Below are 19,718 nucleotides of genomic sequence, written 5' to 3' on the forward strand. Positions count from 1 at the left end.
CGAGGTGTCGTCCGATGGATGACGGGTTACCCATCCACGAACGAGTGCCACACTGGTTTCTCGCTATCGCTCCACTCGGCGTTCTGGCCTTCGTCGTCGGTCTACTCGTCGTTACGTCTCCGTTCGGCGACATCGAGTCGATGGCGGGAGCCAGCACCGCCGACATCCTCCGGATGCTCACGATCGTCGGCTTTCTGGCGGGGGTCGTCCCGGTCGCGGTCGGCATGCTCTGGTTCCCGTTCATCCGTGCGCTGGATTATCGACTCGTCCACGGGTTTCTCGCCCTCTCGGCCGGCGTGCTCGCCTTTATCGCCTTCGAGATGATCGGGGAGGTCCTCGATTACGGCGCCGAACTCGAGCGCGCGTCGCTCGCGTCGGTCGCCGCGATCGGGGGCGTGGCCGCGACGTTCGGCATCATGTACGCGCTCAGTAAGTGGCGCCAGCGAACGGCGGCGGGCACCGAGAAGAGCGGCCTCCACGTCGCGTACCTGATCGCCGTTGCGCTCGGTCTCCACAGCATCGGCGAGGGACTGGCCATCGGGACGGCGTTCGTCCTCGGACGGGGCGAACTCGTCACGCTCCTGGTGATCGGGTTCGTCATGCACAACATCATGGAGGGACCGACCGTCGTGGCGGCGGTCGCCCGTGACAGGACGAGCCCGCCGCTTCACCACTTCGCGATCATGGGCGTGCTCGCCGGCGGCCCGGTCATCCTGGGAGGCTGGCTCGGGAGCCTCGCGGACTCGGCGCTGCTCGCGATGGTCTTCTACGCGATCGCGATCGGCGCGATCCTGCAGGTGCTGGTCGAACTCGCCGACCTCATCCGGTTCGACGCCGATGCGATCGTGACGCGTCTCAACGCGACGACGTTCGTCGTCGGTGTCGCGCTGATGTTCCTCCTGGAGGACGTCGTCGTCGAGGGATGGGTCCTGCCGGGCTAGCCCGTCGCGTCGGCTCCGGGGCGCCGAATCTTGGGGACGGCGGAATGAAAACTGATTACTGCGTCGGGCGCCCACTCCTAATCGAGCGAACGTCCCGGCCTACCCGTCGGGTTTAAGGAAATCAATCACGAAGATTACAGCATGTCATCGATCGAACTCACTCCCAGTCAGAAGAAGATTCTCCGCGCGCTGACGAACCTGCACAAGGAATCCGAGGACGCGATCAAGGGCGAGGACATCGCCGAACAGGTAGACCGCAATCCGGGAACCATCCGCAACCAGATGCAGAGTCTCAAGGCCCTCCAGCTGGTCGAGGGCGTTCCGGGACCGAAGGGCGGCTACAAGCCGACCGCCGCCGCCTTCGAGGCGCTGGAGATCCAGCAGATGGACGATCCCGCCTCGGTTCCGATCGAACACGAGGGCGAACCGCTCGAGGACGTCATCGTCGAGGAGATCGACCTCTCGAGCGTCCACCACCCTGAACTCTGTCGGGCCGAGATCCACATGCAGGGAACCTCCGACGGAATCGAGGAGGGCGACTCGGTCACCGTCGGTCCGACGCCGCTGTCGAAACTCGTCGTCGAGGGCACCCTCGACGGACGCGACGACACGAACAACATCCTCATCCTGCGCATCGACGACATGGTTGCGCCCGCCGAGGAGCCGAACCACTGACTGACTGGGATCGACCGCTCAGTTCCGTTTGTAGTGTCTCTCGATTTCGAAACCGAAACCGCGACGGCCTCAGTTCTAGTCAGCGCGCTCGTTTTCGTCGGCCACGGATGCGGCCGGTAGCACGTCGACGCTCGCGACGGCGTCGCCGTCCTCGACGTCCATGACGATCACGCCCATCGTGTTCCGGCCGACGGTCGAGACCTCGTCGACCCGGGTGCGGACGATCTGACCGCGCTCGCTCATCATCACGAGGTGATCGTCGTCGTCGACGGCCTTGACGGTCGCGACGGGACCGTTCCGGTCGTCGGTCTTGATGTCGATCAGTCCCTTGCCGTAGCGGGACTGACGGCTGTACTCGGACAGCGGCGTCCGCTTTCCGTACCCGTTCCGGGTGACGGTCAGCAGGGCTCGCTCGTCGGTCTCGTCGGTCGCGACCAGGCCGGCGACGGCGTCGTCGGTGAGCTTGATCCCGTTTACCCCGCGGGCGTTCCGGCCCATCGCGCGAACCTCGGCCTCGTCGAACCGGATCGTCATCCCGCCCTCGGTCGCGATTACCAGGTCCGTCGAGCCGTCGGTGACCTCGACGTCGACGAGTTCGTCGCCCTCCTCGAGATCGGCGGCGATGATCCCCGTCGAACGGATGTTGTCGAACTCCTCGCCGGCGGTCCGCTTGACGTAGCCGTTCCGGGTGACCATCGTCACGTACTCGCCGTCGCCGAAGGCGTCGGTGTCGACGATCGCCGTGATGTCCTCGCCGGGGTCGAGGTCGAGGATGTTGACCGCGGACTTCCCGCGGGCGGTGCGGCCCATTTCGGGGATCTCGTAGGTCTTGAGCTGGTACACTTTCCCCCGGTTCGTGAAACACAGCAGGTAGTCGTGGGTGTTCGCCCGGAACACCGTCGAGACGCGGTCGCCCTCCTTGACGTCCGCGCCGATGATACCCTTGCCGCCCCGACCCTGGGGATCGAACTCGTCGATCGGCATCCGCTTGACGTAGTCGTCCTCGGTCATCACGACGACGACCTCCTCCTCCGGAATGAGGTCCTCGTGAGTGACCGTCCCCTCGTCCTCGATGATCGAGGTTCGGCGCTCGTCACCGTACTCGTCTTTGATCTCGCGGAGTTCTTCTTTGATGACCGCGAGCAGTTCGGACTCGCTCTCGAGGATCTCGGTGAGCCGTTCGATCTCGGCCTGGACCTCCTCGTACTCGGACTCGATCTCGGCGGCCTCCATCGAGGTGAGACTGCCGAGTTGCATCCGGACGATGTGCTGGGCCTGCTCCTCGGAGAACCCGTAGGTCTCCTGAAGTCGCGCCTTCGCCGCGGAGCGGTCCTCGCTGTCCCGGATCAGTTCGACGACGTCCTCGGCGTTCTCGACGGCTTTCAGCCGCCCCTCGAGGATGTGGGCCCGGTCCTCGGCCTCGGCGAGGTCGTACTCGCTGCGCCGTCGCACCACTTCGCGGCGGTGGTCGACGTACTCCTCCAGGGTCTCCTTGAGCGAGAGCACCTGGGGCTGGCCGTCGACCAGCGCGAGGTTGATGATGCCGAAGGTCTTCTCGAGGTGACTCTCGAGGAGTTTGTTCTTGACGACCTCGACGTTCGCGCCGCGTTTGAGTTCGACGACGATCCGAACGCCGTCGCGGTCGGACTCGTCGCGCAGGTCGGTGATCCCCTCGAGGTCGCCCTCGTTGACGTCCTCCGCGATGCGCTCGACGATGCGGGCCTTGTTCTCCTGGAAGGGTAACTCGGTGATGATGATCCGCTCGCGACCGCTCTTCCACTCCTCGACTTCGAACTCGGCGCGAACCCGAACCCGGCCGCGGCCGGTCTTGTACGCCGAGTAGATGGCGTCGCGGCCGACGATGTTCGCCCCCGTCGGAAAGTCCGGCCCCTTGACGTGGTCCATCAGGTCCTCGACGGTTGCGTCGGGGTTCTTGATCAGCTCGACGGTCGCGTCGATCACCTCGCCTAAGTTGTGCGGCGGGATGTTCGTCGACATCCCGACGGCGATCCCCGAGGATCCGTTTACCAGCAGGTTCGGGAACGCCGCCGGCAGCACGTCCGGCTCCTGCAGGCGGTCGTCGTAGTTCGCCGAGAAGTCGACGGTGTCCTTCTCGATGTCCTCGAGCAACTCCTCGGCGACGGGGGCCATCCGGGCCTCGGTGTACCGGGGTGCCGCGGCCGGATCGCCGTCCATCGAACCGAAGTTCCCCTGGCCGTCGACAAGGGGATACCGCATCGAGAAGTCCTGGGCCATCCGGACCAGGGTGTCGTAGATCGCGCTGTCGCCGTGGGGGTGGTAGTCGCCCATCGTCTCCCCGACGATCGAGGACGACTTCCGGTGGCTCGAGCCCGAGGAGACGCCCAGCTCGTGCATCGCGTAGAGGATGCGCCGGTGGACGGGCTTGAGACCGTCCCTGACGTCGGGAAGGGCCCGGCCCGCGATGACGCTCATCGCGTAGTCGATGTAGCTCTGCTCCATTTCGTTCTCGATCCGGACGGAATCGACCGATGCCGCCTCGATATCCGTCGGATCGGGTACTTCCGAACTCATGCGTGTACAGTCACCGCTGGTAGTTGCGTAGTTGTCTGCATTCGATCACTTAGATGTCGATCCACTCGGCTTCCGGTGCGTGGTCCTTGATGAACTGCTTGCGCGGTTCGACCGCGTCGCCCATCAGCACGGAGAACATCTTGTCCGCCGCGGCCGCGTCCTCGACGGTGATCTGCTTTAAGATGCGGTTCTCGGGGTTCATCGTCGTCTCCCAGAGCTGCTCGGGGTTCATCTCGCCGAGCCCCTTGAACCGCTGCACCTGGGAGGGGTTGCCGTCGCAGACCTCCTCGACGATCTCGTCGCGCTCGGCGTCGGTCATCGCGTCGTAGGTCTCGCCGCGGTACCGGATGCGGTACAGCGGCGGCTGGGTCGCGTAGACGTAGCCGCCCTCGAGCAGCGGCCGCATGTGCCGGTAGAAGAAGGTCAACAGGAGCGTGCGGATGTGCGCGCCGTCGACGTCGGCGTCGGTCGCCATGATGATCTTCTTGTACCGGACGTCGTCGATGTCGAACTCGTCGCCGATCCCCGCACCGATCGCGGTGATCATGTTGCGGATCTCGTCGTTCTCGAGGATGCGGTCGAGTCGGTGCTTCTCGACGTTCAGGATTTTCCCCTTGATGGGGAGGATGGCCTGGAACTCCGGGTTCCGGGCCTGCTTGGCGCTGCCGCCGGCGGAGTCGCCCTCCGCGATGAACAGTTCGGCCTCGTCGGGGTCTCGCGTCTGGCAGTCCGCCAGCTTTCCCGGCAGGGACGTCGACTCGAGCGCCGATTTCCGGCGCGTGAGCTCCTCGGCCTTCTGGGCGGCCTTGCGGGCCTTGGCGGCCTCGACGGCCTTGGCGACGATCGCCTCGGCGGTGTCGGGGTGTTCCTCGAAATACGTTCCCAGTCGCTCGTGCATCGCGCCCTCGACGATCCCTCGAACCTCGGAGTTGCCGAGTTTCGTCTTCGTCTGGCCCTCGAACTGCGGATCGGGGTGTTTGACCGAGATCACCGCGGTCAGTCCCTCGCGGATGTCCTCGCCCTTGAGGTTGCCGTCGACGTCGCCCAGCAGGTTCCGCTCGTTGGCGTAGTCGTTGACGACCCGCGTCAGCGCGGTCTTGAACCCGGTGAGATGGGTGCCGCCCTCGCGGGTGTTGATGTTGTTCGCGAAGGCGTGAATCGAGCCCTGGAGGTCCTCGGTCGCCTGCATCGCGACCTCGACCCGGACGTTCTCGTCCTCGTCCTCGAAGTAGATGACGTCGTCGTGCATCACCGCGCGCGTCTCGTTCAAGTACTCGACGAACTCGCGGATGCCGCCCTCGTACTCGTAGGTCTCCTCGACGGCGGCGCCGTCGTCGGTCTCCTCGCGTTCGTCGCGGAGGTTGATGCGAACCCCCGAGTTGAGGAAGGCGAGCTCGCGCAGCCGGCTCGACAGCGTCGAGAAGGAGAACTCGCCGGTCTCGAAGATATCGCTGTCGGGCCAGAACCGGATCTCGGTTCCGGTTTCCTCGTCGGGCTCCATATCGCGAACCCGTTCCATATCGCCGACGGGTTCGCCGCCCTCGAACGCGTGGCGGAAGACGCCGCCGTCGCGTTTGACCTCGGCCTCGAGGCGTTCCGAGAGGGCGTTCACCACGGAGACGCCGACGCCGTGGAGGCCGCCCGAAACCTGGTAGGACTTGTTGTCGAACTTCCCGCCGGCGTGGAGGACCGTCAGAATGACCTCGAGCGCGGGGCGGTCGTACTCGTCGTGGGTGTCGACGGGGATCCCGCGGCCGTCGTCCGTGACGAGTACCGACCCGTCCGCCTCGATGGTGACGGTGATATCGTCGCAGTGGCCGGCGAGGGCCTCGTCGATCGAGTTGTCGACCACCTCGTAGACGAGGTGGTGAAGCCCCCGCGCGTCGGTAGAGCCGATATACATCGCTGGCCGCTTTCGTACAGCTTCCAGGCCCTCGAGGACCTGGATCTGTCCGGCGCCGTACTCGCTTTCCTGGGACATGAGAAACCTGTTTTCGGGTAGCGCCTGGCTGGGTATAAAACTTCGCGTACGCGCGCGAGCGCGACCGCCTTCGCCTGCCGGCCGGCGACTCTCCACGCTCCGGATCGGTGTGACGGATGAGGAATCGTGATCGATACGCCGTTCGCATCCGAGACGATCCCCCCGTACTCACGCTCGAACAGCTAGCCACTACCGCCGGTTTCCAGTATGCAAGGCACACCTACGCGCACGGACGAATCGACGCTCGAGGAAACCCCGCCCGGACGGTCGAACTCCGGGCACGACCCGTCGGCACCGATGTCGGCGAACGCGGGACGGCCGACCGGAGTCGACGGCCGTCTCACCGACGAACCTCTCCGTCGGCCCGGCTCTCGAGGTGATCGCACGTGAGCTCGGCGACGGCGTCCGACGTCGTGAAGGCGATCCCCGGAGGCGAAACGATTCACAGCGCGCTCTATCGGTACGGGCTCGGCGTGTTGTTCGCCGCGAACGTCTTCGGCGCGGGGTCGGTCTACATCCTCGCCGACGCCGGCGCGAACTTCGCGTTCTCCCTGCTGTGGGTGCTCCCGCTGGCCTTCCTCATCGACATCGCGCTCCACGACATGAGCGCCAGGCTCGCGGTGGCCGACGAACCCCTCGCCGACTACATCGTCGATACGCTGCCGGTCGGGGGCTCCGCGCTCGTCGTCGCGATATCGCTGATGTCCGCGCTCTGGGCGGTCTCGAACTACGCCGTCGCCGGCGCGGCGCTCGCGTGGCTCGTCCCGGGCCTGGACAACGTCCTCGTGGGAATCTCGCTCGCGGCCGGGTTCGGCATCGGGCTCGTTCAGCTGAAAGTCTACGACCGGATCGAGGCGGCGATCGCCGTAATGGTGTTCGCTGTCTTCGGCTCGTACGGCCTGCTTCTGGCGGGGCTCGACGTCCCCTGGCAGTCGGTCGCTGCCGGCCTCCAGCCGGTGCTCGAGAGCGACATCGGCTACCTGACGACCGTCATCGCGCTCCTGGGGACGACCGTCTACTGGCCGAACTTCTTCATCCAGTCGAGCATCCAGCCGACCAAGGAGTGGACCGACCTCCGGCGGTACCGCCAGGACAACGCCGTCGGGATCGCGACGACGCTGCTGATCGGGAGTTTCGTGATGATCGTCTCGGCAGTCACGCTTACGGGGGGCGAGATGACCCTGACCGGGCCGGGCGTCCCGCTGGCGGGGATCCTCGGCCAGGGCGCGTTAATCGTGTTCATGGTCGCGGTGTTTCTCGCGACGATCTCCTCGGCGACGGGAACGCTGTTCGGCGCCGGGTTCATGATCCCCCAGTCGCTCGGCCGCCGCACCGTCTTCGGGGACGCCGCCTTCCGACGGACGGTCATCGGCCTGATCGTGCTCTCGGCGAGCGTCGCGTTGCTGCTGCTCGTGTACACGGGCTTCGGTCCCGTTCAGCTTGCGATCGTCATGCCCGCCGTCAACGGCGCGGTCGGACTCCCGGTAACCGTCTTCGCGCTCATCGGCGCCGTCAACGAGTTCTCCGACGTCGAGTGGTACGAGAACGCGGCGTTTCTCGCCGCGGGGATCGTCCTGTTGCTCGGTAGCGCGACGACCGTCCAGTCGCTCTACGAGACGATCGTGAACATCCTGTGAGCGACCGACGGCGATAGCGCCGTCCGAGAATCGATCCGTTTCGCTACCGGAAGAATCACGTCCGCCGAGCTAATCGACCCGATACCGTCATGCTCGGACTCCCGTTCGATTTCGCGTTGGTGCTGTTGCTCGTCTGTATCGCGTTCTTCTCGGGCATCGGCATCACCACTATCGGTCCGGGCGGGATCTTCGTGACGATCGCGCTGTACTCGCTGACGCCGCTTCCCTCGAGTCAGGTCGCCGGCACCGCCCACGCGACGTTCATCGTCACCGGGCTGGTCGGCAGCGTCGCCTACCTCTACTCCGGCGAGATGAAAACCGGCGAGAGCCGGGCGATCGCGATCGTGCTCAGCCTCTCGAGCGTTCTCGGGGCGCTGCTGGGCTCCCAGATCAACCCGTTGGTCTCGCGGTCGCTGTTCGGGATCCTGCTGGGCGGCGTCGCGGCGACCGTCGGCGGGGTCATCCTCTACCGCGAGCGCCGGGGGTTCACGCCGATCGTCGACATCGATCCGTTGACTCGAGAGGGACAGGCCGCGCTCGCCGGGCTGGGGCTCGTTCTCGGCGTCGCCAGCGGTCTGCTCGGAATCGGCGGCCCCGTCCTCGCGGTGCCGGCGCTCGTGCTGGTCGGAGTCCCGATGTTGCTCGCCGTCGCGGTCGCGCAGGTGCAGTCGATCTTCATCGCGGCGTTCGCGACCGCCGGCTACGCCGTCCAGGGCGACGTCCTCCTCCCGCTGGCCGTCGTCGTCGGGACGCCGCTGCTTCTCGGGGTCGTCGTCGGCTGGAGGGTCGCCCACGTCGTCGATCCCGCGCGGCTGAAGGTCGCACTGGGGGCCGTCCTGCTCGGCGTCGGCCCCTACCTCGCGCTGTGATCGCTCGAGCCCCGGGTTCGAACCGGCGAGATCGCCGTCGCGGGCGGTCGTTCAGGTGGCAGACTCAAGAGCGTCCTTCCCTAGTCTCTCGATAGCATGCCACCCCGAATCCTCGTCCCGTTCGACGGCTCGGCGCCCGCGCGGGAGGCCCTCGAGTACGCGATCGGGCTGTTCCCGGACGGCGAGTTCCTCGCGTTGACGGTCGTCGACACCGACAGCGTCCCGCTGCTCCCGAACGCCACCGGCGATTCCGATCCCGGCGAGGAGATCGGAGACCTGCTCGAGGAGGCCGACGACCAGCTACAGGGCGCCGAGCGGATCGCGGCCGAACGCGGAGTTTCCCTCGAGAAGCGGAGCCGGATCGGCCCGCCGGCCCGGGAGATCATCGACTGCGCCGAGGAACACGAGTTCGACCACGTCGTGATGGGGAGTCGCGGGCGATCGGGCGTCACGCGGCTCCTGCTCGGCAGCGTCGCCGAGGTCGTCGTCAGGCACTCGCCGGTTCCCGTCACCGTCGTCCGCTGACCCGCGGGGTCGGCGGTGCGATGGCCATTGCCGGCCCAACCCACTTCGGGGTCGCTCAGAAACCACCGGCCGAATGCTTCCGTACGTCGCGCTTGTCGGTGCGATACTCGTGGCAGCGGTCGCTCTCGAGCGCGTCTCCTACCGGGCGCTCGAGCGAAACCCCTCCGTCGCGACCGAGGAGTTTCCCGGGATCGACCGCGAACTGCTGGGCAAGTTCAGCAGCTTCGACGCCGAACTCGGCTGGGTTCCCCAGCCCAACCGGGAGAAACAGAAGGACACGGGCGACCACCTCCCCGGCGAGGAGGTCCGCAGCGTCGTCACCTACTCGACCGACGAGTACGGCAGCCGGGTCTGTCGGGCGAAAGAGCGGGACGAGGACGCCGAGGTGACGGTCTCGACGTACGGCGACTCCTACTGTTTCTGCCGGGAGGTCGACGACGACGAGACGTTCCAGCACTACCTGGCCCGGGAACTGGACACCCACGTCGCCAACTACGGCGGCGGGAACTACGGGCTCGACCAGGCGCTGATGCGGCTGAAACGCCAGTACCCCGAGGAGGAAACCGACTACGTCTTCGTGGTCGTCACCGCCTCCTCGATCGCCCGAATCCTCTCGGTGTGGAAACACTACCAGGAGTTCGGCAACATCCTGGCGGTCAAACCTCGCTACACCCTCGAGGACGGCGCGCTGAAACGCATCGAGAGTCCGATCGAGGAGAAGGAGGACCTGCTCGACCTCGAGTCGAAGGCCGACTTCCTGCGGGAACACGACTTCCACTACGACCACTGGTTCAAACCGCACCACGCCTCCCGACCCTACACCGCGGATCTGCTCGACGACGCGGAGAACGTCCGCCACGCCCTTTACGAGGCGGGGATCGAACTCGAGAAACGCTCCGGTCGGGCGATTCCGGGGATCGACCTCGACGACGCCAAGACCCGCACCGAACTGCGGATGGAACGGCCCCGGGTCCGCTACCACGAGCGGCTGTTCGACACCCACGAGGACCTGTTCGACGCCCTGATCGAGGAGTTCGTCGACTACGCCGACGAGCAGGGGTTCACGCCGGTGTTCGTGATGGTCCAGCAGCTCCGGTACGCGAAGTACGAGGCCGAGCACGGCCCGATCTACGGCGACCTGATGGAACGGCTCGACACCGAGTACGACGACCTCGAGACCGTCGACATGGCGACCCACCTCTCGGGCGGCGGCGACGTCGAGTCGCTGTACGTCGAGCGCGGGGAGGGCGGCCACTACAGCCCCCAGACCAACAGGAAGATCGCGCAGGTGATGGCCGACGTCGTCGAGGACGACCGGTAACGACGGGTCCGGACCCCCCGACCGTGCAGTAACCGGCGTGTCGTTGACGGTCCTCGAGACGGTAGCCTCCGGAAATGCAACCGCTGTACCTCGCGGTCGGAACAGTCGCGCTGATCGCGGTCATCGTCGACATCATCTGGACGGCGCTGTGGGTCGACGGCGGCTCGGGACCGCTCTCCGGACGGCTGACGACGGCCGTCTGGCGCGGCCTTCGGATACTGACGAGGGATCACCCCCGGGCGCTGAGCATCGCCGGTCCGCTGATTCTCACGCTGACGCTCTCGATGTGGATCGCGCTGCTGTGGCTCGGTTGGACGTTCCTGTTCGCCGGCGGCGACGTCGCCCTCGTCGACCCCCAGACTGGGGTGCCCGCCGACTGGACGGGGCGGCTCTACTACGTCGCCTACACCATGTTCACGAACGGGAACGGGGATTACTCGCCGACCACGGGCGTCTGGGAGATCGCGAGTTCGTTCACGACGGCGACGGGGATGGCCTTCGTCACGCTCGGCGTCTCCTACATCCTCACCGTGATCGGCGCCGTCTCCGAGAAGCGGGCGTTCGCCAACAGCGTCACCGGGCTCGGCGAGCGCAGCGAGGAGTTCGTCCGCGCGGGCTGGACCGACGAGGGGTTCGACGGGCTAGATCTCCCCGTCGAGTCGCTGGCTTCCGACCTCTCGGAGCTCGCGGATCAGCACAAGGCCTACCCCATCCTCCACTACTACCACAGCGAGAAGGGCGAACGGGCCTCGGCGATGGCCGTCCCCGTCTTCGACGAGGCCATGACGCTGTTTCGCTACGGCGTCGACGACGACGTCCAGCTCGACCCCGCCCTCGTCGAGAACGCCCGCTCGAGCACGGACAGCTACCTCGATACGCTCGAGACCGCGTTCATCGAGCCCGCCGACGAGGAGCCCCCGCGGCCCGACCTGGACCGCCTCCGGGAGGACGGCATCCCGACCGCCGACGACGAGGCGTTCGAGGATGCCCTCGAGGAGCTGACCGAGCGCCGACGGAACCTGCTGGGGGTCGTCCAGGCGGACGCGTGGCACTGGCCGCCGATCGACGACGGCGACTCGGTTCCCCGGCCCGACGACGCGGCCGAGGAGAGCGACTCGCAGTAGTTCACTTTCACTTCGGTAGCGTGCGGCTTTTACCCCCGCCGTTAGTACAGGGAGACGATGACGTCGTTCCAGTCGACGCTCGGCGAGGAGTCGGGGATCGCCGAGGAGCTGGCCGAGAGCCAGCAAGCGATCTCCATCGCCGAGTTCTTCGAGAAGAACAAGCACATGCTCGGCTTCGACAGCGGCGCTCGGGGCCTGGTCACGGCCGTCAAGGAGGCCGTCGACAACGCCCTGGACGCCGCCGAGGAGGCCGGTATTCTGCCGGACATCTACGTCGAGATCCAGGAGTCGGGCGACTACTACACGCTGATCGTCGAGGACAACGGCCCCGGGCTCACGAAGGAGTCGCTTCCGAAGGTCTTCGGCAAGCTGCTCTATGGCTCTCGCTTTCACGCCCGCGAACAGTCCCGCGGCCAGCAGGGGATCGGCATCTCCGCGGCCGTGCTGTACTCCCAGCTGACCAGCGGGAAACCCGCGAAGATCACCAGCCGAACCCAGGGCTCGAGCGAGGCGGAGTACTTCGAGCTCATCGTCGACACCGACGAGAACGAACCCGAGATCAGCGTCGAGGAGACCACCAGCTGGGACCGTCCCCACGGCACCCGCATCGAACTCGAGATGGAGGGGAACATGCGCGCCCGCCAGCAGCTCCACGACTACGTCAAGCACACGGCAGTCGTCAACCCCCACGCCCGCCTCGAGCTCGAGGAGCCCAACGCCCACTTCAAGTTCGAGCGCGGGACCGACCAGCTCCCCGAGGAGACCGAAGAGATCCGACCTCACCCCCACGGGGTCGAGCTCGGAACGGTCATCAAGATGCTCTCGGCGACGGACTCGCAGACGATTTCGGGCTTTCTCCAGGAGGAGTTCACCCGCGTCGGCAAGAAGACCGCCGACTCGGTGATCGACGCGTTCCGGGACCGCCACTACGGCCGCGAGATGCGCTGGAGTTCCCCCGACGACACCGAAGATGTCGACATCGGGGACGCGGTTTCCGAGGCGACCGCGAACAAGGGTCCCGAGGCGACGGCCGCCTTCGCCGACGCGGTCGCCGACGCCGTCGCCGACCGCGAGCGGATCGCCCACCACGAACTGCTCGAACTCGTCGCCGGGGCGGCCGACGACGTCGCGGGCGAGCACGGAACCGTCTTCGGCGAGACGGTCCGGGAAAACGCCGCGGACGCGGTCTGGAACGTACTGATCGATGCGCCCGACGAGGCGGCCGAGCCCGACGAGGACGCCGTCGAGGAGTCACGACTCGTCACCGACTGCTACGAGCTCGCCGACGAGGCGACGAGCACCCGCAAGGACGACGACGTGATCCACGGCTTCGCGAGCCGGCTGGCGGCGAAATTCGAGGACGAGGACGACGACCGTCACCGACTCACTCGCCGACGGCTCCGCGAGCACGTCGACCGCGCGGCCGACCTCACCGAGGAGTACGACGAGGTCTCCTTCGGCGACACCGCCCGCGAGAACGTCACCGACGCCGTCTGGGACGTGATGGTGACCGTCCCCGACGACCCGCCGCTGGTGCGGGAACTCGCGGGCGACCGCGACGCGACCAGCGACCTCGTCGACGCGATGCGCGCGACCGACATCATGGCGCCGCCGACGCGGTGTCTCTCGCCGATCACCGACGACCTCATCCGCGCGGGTCTCGAGAAGGAGTTCGACGCCGACTTCTACGCCGCGGCGACCCGGGACGCCGAGGTCCACTCCGGCGATCCATTCATCGTCGAGGCCGGGATCGCCTACGGCGGCGAGATCCCCGCCGAAGGCAGCGCCGACGTCCTTCGGTTTGCCAACCGCGTCCCGCTGGTCTACCAGCGCGGCGCCTGCGCGACCACCGACGTCGTCAAGTCCATCGGCTGGCGCAACTACGGGCTCGACCAGCCCGGCGGTTCGGGACTGCCCAACGGCCCCGCCGTCATCATGGTCCACGTCGCCTCGACGAACGTTCCCTTTACCAGCGAGTCGAAAGACGCCATCGCCAACGTGCCCGCGATCGAGGACGAGATCGAGTTGGCGATCCGTGAGGCGGCCCGCGAACTCAAGAGCTTCCTGAACAAGCGCCGCTCGATGGAAAAGCGCCGGAAGAAACAGAACGTCCTCGGGAAGATCCTGCCGGAGATGGCCGAGAAGGTCGCGGAGGTCACCGACCGCGAGGAACCCGAGATCGACGACGCGGTCGCCCGCATCATGAACAACGTCCTCGTCGAACGCCGTTGCGAGGCCAACGGCGACGGCCAGTCCGTCTCCCTGGTCGTCGAGAACCACTCGAGCACGAACGAGAGCCTCGAGATCACCGACATCGTCTCCGCGGAACCGCGCAACCTCTCCGAGGGCGCGACCGCCGTCGAGATGGACGGCGAGTGGTTCGTCAAGTGGGAGCCCGAAGTATCGAGCGAGGACGAGGCCGTCCTCGAGTACGAGATCGCCGACGACGCCGCGTTCGACCTCGACGTGAAAGGCGTCGAAGGCGCGAAACTCACCGTCAACCAATGAGCGCAGACACCGACCAGCAGGCGAAAGAACAGCTGCTCGATCTCGCCGCGCAGTTCTACGACCAGTTCGAACTGGGCGAGATCCCACACATGTCCGTCCCGACGCGGACCAAGAGCAACATCGAGTACGACGAACAGAAGGACGTCTGGGTGTACGGCGACCGGGAGTCGACCCGCTCGGCGAACTCCGTGCGGGGCGCCCGGAAGCTCCTGAAGGCCGTCTACACGATCGAGTTCCTCGCGAACCAGCTCGAGCAGGACCGGTCCTCGACGCTGCGGGAGCTGTACTACCTCTCGGAGAGCTGGGACAACGACGAGGCCCAGTTCACCAGCCAGGACGAGTCCAACGGTCTGATCGAGGACTTAGAGATCGTCTCGGGGGTCACCCGCGAGGACTTCCACATGCGCCCCGAGGAGTCGGGCGCGAAGGTGATGGGGCCGTTGCACATCCGCGAGCAGACCAACCGCGGCGACCGCGACATCCACTGCCAGCTCGACGTGGGCCAGGGCGGCTACCAGATCCCGAACAATCCAGACATGATCGAGTTCCTCGACAATGACGCCGAGTTCGTTCTCTGCGTCGAGACCGGCGGGATGCGCGACCGCCTCGTCGAAAACGGCTTCGACGAGGAGTACGACGCCATCGTCGTCCACCTCGGGGGCCAGCCCGCACGCGCCACGCGCCGGCTGACCAAGCGCTTCCACGACGAACTCGACCTCCCCGTGGTGGTCTTCACCGACGGCGACCCGTGGTCGTACCGCATCTACGGCTCGGTCGCCTACGGCTCGATCAAGTCCGCACACCTCTCGGAGTACCTCGCGACGCCCGAGGCGAAGTTCATCGGCATCCAGCCCGCCGACATCGTCGAGTACGACCTGCCGACCGACCCCCTCTCGGACTCCGACGTCAACGCCCTGGAGAGCGAACTCGAGGACCCCCGGTTCCAGACCGACTACTGGGAGGAACAGATCGAGCTCCAGCTCGAGATCGGGAAGAAGTCCGAACAGCAGTCCCTCGCCTCCCGCGGCCTGGACTTCGTGACCGACACCTACCTGCCCGAGCGCCTCGACGAGATGGGCGTCCTCTAGAGCCGACGGCCGCGTCTCGAGCGCTCGAGGCTCGTTCGACGGCCGACTATCGCGGGAGTCCCCGCTCTCGAATCCGAATCAGCGCCGCGGCTCGGACTCGCGCTCACCCGGGCTCGAGTCCGTGATCGGGATCGTCGTCTCGCCGACCGACCGCGAGTCCTCGGTCGCCTCGGTCGCGCAGCGCCCGCAGTAGGCGTTGTGCCCTTCCGACAGCGTCAGCGGGACGCCGAGGACGTAGACCCCCTTTCGGTAGGTTCGCTCGAGCCCGCGGCCGACGGGGCCGTCGCAGGCCGTACACGACCGCTCGTAGTCGACGATCGCCGACTCCTCGACCGATCTGACGAGGCCGTTCGCGGACGGCGAACGACGGTTCTCGAGGCGGCGGCGAACCCCGGGAAACAGCCCCAGCCCAACGGTCGCGAGTCCGACCGCGACCGCGGCCAGCAGTGGCGTCACCGTCGGACTCGCCGGGACGGCGGCGAATCCTGCCAGCGCGACGGCCGTCGCCAGACAGCCGGCGCCAGCGATCCGCCCGACGGTCTCGAACCGCGAACCGGCGTTGCGCTCGTCGGTCGACGGATCGGCCCGCAGCACCGTCCGCTCGGCGTCACTGACGTAGCGGTAGAGCCCGTACAGCGCGTTTCCCAGTCCCATCGTCCACCAGACCGACAGCGCCGCGACGACGAGGTGCTCGTTCCTCCCGCCGACCGTCCGACGGACCATGACGACGCGGTCGCCGAAGTCGTGCTCGAGCGTCCACCCGTCCGCCGTCGCGGCCGCGACGCGTCGCTCGAGGGTGGATCGCGACGCCGAACCGTCGGCCCCGCCGACGTGACGGCCGCAGTCCGGACAGAAGTTCATCGACAGCTCGAGCGCCTCGCCGCAGTGCGTGCAGTACGGGCCGTCGACGCGACTCCCCCTCCGACGGTCGTTTCGCATGTGCGGGAAAAGGGCGAGAGCGACACTAACTCTTTGGAGCTGTCAGTCACGAAAGCGGTACCGACCGGAGTCGGCTCGGACACGCGAGTCGGTCGATCCGCAGCGCCGCGTGTGGCTTCCGCGTTCGAGGGCGACCCGTTCTCGAGCGCGCTCCGGGTCCCGACCCCACGCCGTGGGGCGCGGACGCGGTCACTCGTCGAGGACGACCGGAACCCGTCGCCTTGCGACGTCGACGACGAACGCGTCGGGGTCGGTCTCAAGGGCTTCGAAGGTGTTGTAGTGGATCGGCAGGACGAGTCCCGGGCGCATCCGTCCCGCGAGTTCGGCCGCGTCGCGTCGATCCATCGTGAACGACCCCCCGATCGGCGGCAGGAAGACGTCGACGGCCAGTTCCTCGTGGACCGGGAGCGCGTCGGTATCGCCGGGCCAAAAGGCGGTGACGCCGTCGATCGTGACGCCGAAGCCACAGCCCTCGCCCTCGCGGTGGTAGGGCTCGCCCTCGTCGTCGGTGTAGGGGCCGCCGGGTTCGTTGTACGCCAGGGTCGTATAGAGGTCGAGCGGGCCGAGCACGAACGACTCGTCGCCTCGTACCCGTTCGACCTCGTAGGGAAGCTCCTCGAGGGACTCGTCGACGCGGTCGATCTTGTCGGCGTCGATGGCCTCGTGGGCGACCACAACGGCGTCCTCGTGGGCCACCCGTCGAATCCCCTCGGGATCGTAGTGGTCGTCGTGGCTCATCAGCACCAGGTCGCCGTCGCGGGCGTCGTAGTCCTCGAGCACCCCGTACCGGCCGGGATCGATGTAGACGACGGTTCCGGTCTCGCCCTCGAGGCGAACCGTCGCATAGCCGAGCCAGTCGATATCGACCGCGCCGTAGCGAACAGTCATGGGCGGCGATTGGCGAGCCGGAACGAAAAGCGTTGGCGGTGTGCGTTCAGGGACGGCGGATCGAGTGCTCGAGCGTCCCCACGCCCTCGACTTCGATCTCGACGTCGTCGCCGTCCTCGAGCGGGCCGACCCCCTCCGGGGTGCCCGTCGCGATCACGTCGCCGGGCTCGAGGGTCATGTAGGTCGTGATCTCGGCGATTAGCTCGGGCACCGAGAAGATGAGCTGATTGAGCGAGCCGTCCTGTTTCGTCTCCCCGTTCACGCGGGTTCGGACGGCCGCGTCGTCGGGCACCTCGTCGGGCGTCGCGAGTACCGGCCCCATCGGCGCCGCGCCGTCGAAGGCCTTCCCGCGGATCCAGTTCTGTTCCTCGCGCTGGTCGTCCCGGTTCGAGACGTCGTCGACGCAGGTGTAGCCCTCGACGACGTCCATCGCCTCGCTCTCGGGGACGTGGCGACACTGCTGGCCGATGACGACGCCGAGTTCGGCCTCGTGGTCGATTCGCTCCTTGCCCGCGGGCGCGGTCACCGTGTCCCCGTGGGCCGCGAGCGCGTTCGGCGGCTTCAGAAAGAGCAGCGGGCGATCCGGCACGTCGTTGCCCATCTCGTCGGCGTGGGCCGCGTAGTTGCGACCGATGCAGACGATCTTCGAGGGTTCACAGGGCGGGAGAACGTCGATCGCCTCGTCCTCGAGGGCGTAGCTCTCGTTCGCGAAGTGGACGTGACCGCTCTCGAGTTCGCCCCGGCGGACGGCGCCCGCGGGGTCCCGGAATCGGACGTATTTCATGGCCGATCGGTCGTAGCGCGGCTTCAAAAGAATTGAGATGGCGGCGGGTATCGCAGGGCGTCCTCGAGGACGCGGCGGCTCGTGGACTCGCACGGCAGGACGTCTCACGACGGCCGCGGAACGGAACGTTTTTTACTAGGCCTCGGCAAGCAGTGAATGCGTTCAGTTCCGTTGTCCTACGGAACGCAGTGACGTAGGGCTCGGAGCGTGAACGAAGTGAACGCTCCGTTGGTGTAGTCCGGCCAATCATTTCGGCCTTTCGAGCCGATGACCTGGGTTCAAATCCCAGACGGAGCACTTTTCGGCGAACAACTTCGTGAGCCGAAAATGCGATCCTGGGTTTGAACGAGAGAACCGCGAGCGCAGCGAGCGGTTCGCGTGGTTCAAATCCCAGACGGAGCACTACAGTGACCGAGTGTTACGAGGGAGCGCTTTTCGAGCGAACACGAACCAACGTGGCGTTTCGCGGGGAACCCTCGAGCGGCGGGTTCAGTAGTAGTAGAACTCGAGTTCGTGTCCGCAGTTCCGACAGCGGGTTTCGGTTCCGCGGAGGCGGCCTCGACCCTGACCGTCCGAGCGGCCCGGGCCGGGCGGAACGGACGCGCGTACGGTACCGTCACACTCCGGGCACCCGACGTCCACTGCTGGATTGTTAGATTGTGACATAATCGGGTGTACCCGACATCCCCAAATAGTTATCCGAGTCGTAAGCCCGTCCGGCCGACCGATCGCGGGTCGTTTCCGGACGCAACTCGAGACTAGCCCGACGAAACGCCGGACTGAGTCGTGCGAGAACGGCCGCGATCGGTTCGACGAGGGGTCTCGAGTCCGGTTTCGGCGGTTCGACCTCGAGAGGGCGCTCCACGCTCGAGGCGATTATGGCGCTGTTAGTCGACGAACGACGGCGCCACGTTCCTCGCACCGTGAAATAGTAAGTGATTAAACAGTACCGACCCCCGACCCGTTCTCCGATTCGGAGACGTTTTTCGCTTTCAGAAATCGAACCAACGAGCATTTGATCGCGCGCTCCCAGGACTCCGGTATGGAACGGCGGACGTATCTTCGGGCGCTCGGGGGAACAGGCGTCGCTGGTCTCGCTGGCTGTCTCGGCGACGTACCCGGTATCGGCGGCGACGATCGGACCGTCCTCGAAGGGAACGCTCGGGGCGATCCGTCGCACCCGGTCAACGGCGAAGAGTTCCCGTCGTTTTCGCTTCCGGATCCGCTGGCGGACGAGACGGTATCGCTCGAGGATTACACGGGCGATCGACCGTTTCTGATGACGTTTTTCTACACCTCCTGTCCGGACGGCGCCTGTCCGGCGTTGCTTCTTCGGCTTCGACGTGTGCAGGAGGACGCGATCGAGCGCGGCTACGCCGACGACGTCGGCCTGTTGGCGACGACGTTCGACCCGAACCGGGACACGCCCGAGGCCCTGGAGGAGTACGCCAAACAACAGGGCGTCGACCTCGAGGTCGGGAACTGGCACTTCCTCCGGCCCGAGGACAACGAGGCGGCCAAGACGTTCGTCGAGGACGACGTCGGAATGCCCGTCGAGCGCGTCGAGGACCACAGCGCGCTCGGTCACGACGAGGGAGGGGACAACGGGACGGACGAAAGCGAGGGTCGGAACGAAACGAACGGAAACGAAACCGAGGCGAACGGATCCCACGGAGAGAACCGAACGAGCGGGAACGAAACGCACGGAAACGAAAGCGAAACCGGCGGCCACGGCGACGGGTACGCCTTCACCCACTACAACCTGATCGTCCTCGTCAACGAGGACGGCGTCGTCGAGCGCGCGTATCCCCGCGCGATCGATCCGCAGGGCGGGGTTAGCCCCGAGGAACTCGTCGAGGACACCAAGACGGTGGTGGACGGGTAA

General features: G+C 66.6%; 15 protein-coding genes and 1 tRNA gene. 11 read left to right on the forward strand and 5 right to left on the reverse strand.

Going from position 1 to position 19,718, the window contains the following annotated elements; genetic code table 11:
* The first annotated feature begins 14 nt into the window (after positions 1-14).
* Together GWG54_RS07145 and GWG54_RS07150 are read left to right on the forward strand one after the other, a co-directional pair.
* On the forward strand, positions 15-941 hold the full coding sequence (locus GWG54_RS07145) for a ZIP family metal transporter (protein WP_167937119.1): 927 nt from the start codon (positions 15-17) through the stop codon (positions 939-941).
* A 141-nt stretch (positions 942-1,082) separates the two neighbouring features.
* The gene (locus GWG54_RS07150; protein ID WP_167937120.1) at positions 1,083-1,616 is read left to right on the forward strand and encodes an Rrf2 family transcriptional regulator; all 534 of its coding nucleotides are present in this window, start codon (positions 1,083-1,085) and stop codon (positions 1,614-1,616) included.
* Between the two features lie 75 nt (positions 1,617-1,691).
* On the opposite strand, the gene gyrA is transcribed toward GWG54_RS07150, so the two are convergent.
* Both gyrA and gyrB read right to left on the reverse strand, forming a co-directional pair.
* Positions 1,692-4,169: a DNA gyrase subunit A gene (gene gyrA, locus GWG54_RS07155; RefSeq protein WP_167937121.1), complete on the reverse strand. Its 2,478-nt coding sequence runs from the start codon at positions 4,167-4,169 to the stop codon at positions 1,692-1,694.
* A gap of 49 nt (positions 4,170-4,218) precedes the next feature.
* Complete coding sequence (gene gyrB, locus GWG54_RS07160; protein ID WP_167937122.1) at positions 4,219-6,150, reverse strand: DNA topoisomerase (ATP-hydrolyzing) subunit B; 1,932 nt, start codon at positions 6,148-6,150, stop codon at positions 4,219-4,221.
* 386 nt (positions 6,151-6,536) lie between these two features.
* Here gyrB and GWG54_RS07165 point away from each other — a divergent pair, with 386 nt between their 5' ends.
* The 7 genes from GWG54_RS07165 to GWG54_RS07195 all read left to right on the forward strand — a co-directional run bounded on the left by GWG54_RS07165 (position 6,537) and on the right by GWG54_RS07195 (position 15,222).
* A complete protein-coding gene (locus tag GWG54_RS07165) occupies positions 6,537-7,787 on the forward strand; it encodes a divalent metal cation transporter (RefSeq protein ID WP_312854260.1) in 1,251 nt (416 codons plus the stop codon).
* An 89-nt stretch (positions 7,788-7,876) separates the two neighbouring features.
* A complete protein-coding gene (locus GWG54_RS07170) occupies positions 7,877-8,656 on the forward strand; it encodes a sulfite exporter TauE/SafE family protein (RefSeq protein ID WP_167937123.1) in 780 nt (259 codons plus the stop codon).
* 96 nt (positions 8,657-8,752) lie between these two features.
* Positions 8,753-9,181, forward strand: a complete 429-nt coding sequence (locus GWG54_RS07175) for a universal stress protein (protein ID WP_167937124.1) — start codon at positions 8,753-8,755, stop codon at positions 9,179-9,181.
* A gap of 73 nt (positions 9,182-9,254) precedes the next feature.
* On the forward strand, positions 9,255-10,502 hold the full coding sequence (locus tag GWG54_RS07180) for a hypothetical protein (RefSeq protein ID WP_167937125.1): 1,248 nt from the start codon (positions 9,255-9,257) through the stop codon (positions 10,500-10,502).
* 74 nt (positions 10,503-10,576) lie between these two features.
* A complete protein-coding gene (locus GWG54_RS07185) occupies positions 10,577-11,626 on the forward strand; it encodes a potassium channel family protein (protein WP_167937126.1) in 1,050 nt (349 codons plus the stop codon).
* Positions 11,627-11,683: 57 nt separating this feature from the next.
* A complete protein-coding gene (locus GWG54_RS07190) occupies positions 11,684-14,134 on the forward strand; it encodes a DNA topoisomerase VI subunit B (protein ID WP_167937127.1) in 2,451 nt (816 codons plus the stop codon).
* On the forward strand, positions 14,131-15,222 hold the full coding sequence (locus GWG54_RS07195) for a DNA topoisomerase IV subunit A (protein WP_167937128.1): 1,092 nt from the start codon (positions 14,131-14,133) through the stop codon (positions 15,220-15,222). Before GWG54_RS07190 ends, GWG54_RS07195 begins: the two co-directional genes overlap by 4 nt.
* Before the next feature lie 78 nt (positions 15,223-15,300).
* Here the strand turns inward: GWG54_RS07195 and GWG54_RS07200 are convergent, their stop codons facing one another.
* The 3 genes from GWG54_RS07200 to GWG54_RS07210 form a co-directional block, all read right to left on the reverse strand.
* Positions 15,301-16,161 (reverse strand): zinc ribbon domain-containing protein, encoded by an 861-nt coding sequence (locus GWG54_RS07200; protein ID WP_167937129.1) that lies wholly within the window; start codon positions 16,159-16,161, stop codon positions 15,301-15,303.
* A 189-nt stretch (positions 16,162-16,350) separates the two neighbouring features.
* Entirely contained in the window at positions 16,351-17,049 is a 699-nt protein-coding gene (locus GWG54_RS07205) for an MBL fold metallo-hydrolase (RefSeq protein ID WP_167937130.1), read from the reverse strand.
* Positions 17,050-17,095: 46 nt separating this feature from the next.
* Entirely contained in the window at positions 17,096-17,833 is a 738-nt protein-coding gene (locus tag GWG54_RS07210; RefSeq protein ID WP_167937131.1) for a fumarylacetoacetate hydrolase family protein, read from the reverse strand.
* A gap of 222 nt (positions 17,834-18,055) precedes the next feature.
* Between GWG54_RS07210 and GWG54_RS07215 the strand changes: the two genes are divergently transcribed.
* Positions 18,056-18,130 (forward strand) — tRNA-Glu (locus GWG54_RS07215).
* 745 nt (positions 18,131-18,875) lie between these two features.
* On the forward strand, positions 18,876-19,718 hold the full coding sequence (locus GWG54_RS07220; protein WP_167937132.1) for an SCO family protein: 843 nt from the start codon (positions 18,876-18,878) through the stop codon (positions 19,716-19,718).

It is taken from the genome of Natronococcus sp. JC468 (genome assembly GCF_012163165.1).
Taxonomy (GTDB): Archaea; Halobacteriota; Halobacteria; order Halobacteriales; family Natrialbaceae; genus Natronococcus; species Natronococcus jeotgali.

Bases quoted from the DNA above. Each gene is read 5' to 3' on its own strand.
- GWG54_RS07190 (WP_167937127.1), top strand. From the start codon at position 11,684: ATGACGTCGTTCCAGTCGACGCTCGGCGAGGAGTCGGGGATCGCCGAG.
- GWG54_RS07205 (WP_167937130.1), bottom strand. From the start codon at position 17,049: ATGACTGTTCGCTACGGCGCGGTCGATATCGACTGGCTCGGCTATGCG.
- gyrA (WP_167937121.1), bottom strand. From the start codon at position 4,169: ATGAGTTCGGAAGTACCCGATCCGACGGATATCGAGGCGGCATCGGTC.
- GWG54_RS07175 (WP_167937124.1), top strand. From the start codon at position 8,753: ATGCCACCCCGAATCCTCGTCCCGTTCGACGGCTCGGCGCCCGCGCGG.
- GWG54_RS07195 (WP_167937128.1), top strand. From the start codon at position 14,131: ATGAGCGCAGACACCGACCAGCAGGCGAAAGAACAGCTGCTCGATCTC.
- GWG54_RS07150 (WP_167937120.1), top strand. From the start codon at position 1,083: ATGTCATCGATCGAACTCACTCCCAGTCAGAAGAAGATTCTCCGCGCG.
- GWG54_RS07210 (WP_167937131.1), bottom strand. From the start codon at position 17,833: ATGAAATACGTCCGATTCCGGGACCCCGCGGGCGCCGTCCGCCGGGGC.
- GWG54_RS07220 (WP_167937132.1), top strand. From the start codon at position 18,876: ATGGAACGGCGGACGTATCTTCGGGCGCTCGGGGGAACAGGCGTCGCT.
- gyrB (WP_167937122.1), bottom strand. From the start codon at position 6,150: ATGTCCCAGGAAAGCGAGTACGGCGCCGGACAGATCCAGGTCCTCGAG.
- GWG54_RS07185 (WP_167937126.1), top strand. From the start codon at position 10,577: ATGCAACCGCTGTACCTCGCGGTCGGAACAGTCGCGCTGATCGCGGTC.
- GWG54_RS07170 (WP_167937123.1), top strand. From the start codon at position 7,877: ATGCTCGGACTCCCGTTCGATTTCGCGTTGGTGCTGTTGCTCGTCTGT.
- GWG54_RS07180 (WP_167937125.1), top strand. From the start codon at position 9,255: ATGCTTCCGTACGTCGCGCTTGTCGGTGCGATACTCGTGGCAGCGGTC.
- GWG54_RS07200 (WP_167937129.1), bottom strand. From the start codon at position 16,161: ATGCGAAACGACCGTCGGAGGGGGAGTCGCGTCGACGGCCCGTACTGC.
- GWG54_RS07145 (WP_167937119.1), top strand. From the start codon at position 15: ATGGATGACGGGTTACCCATCCACGAACGAGTGCCACACTGGTTTCTC.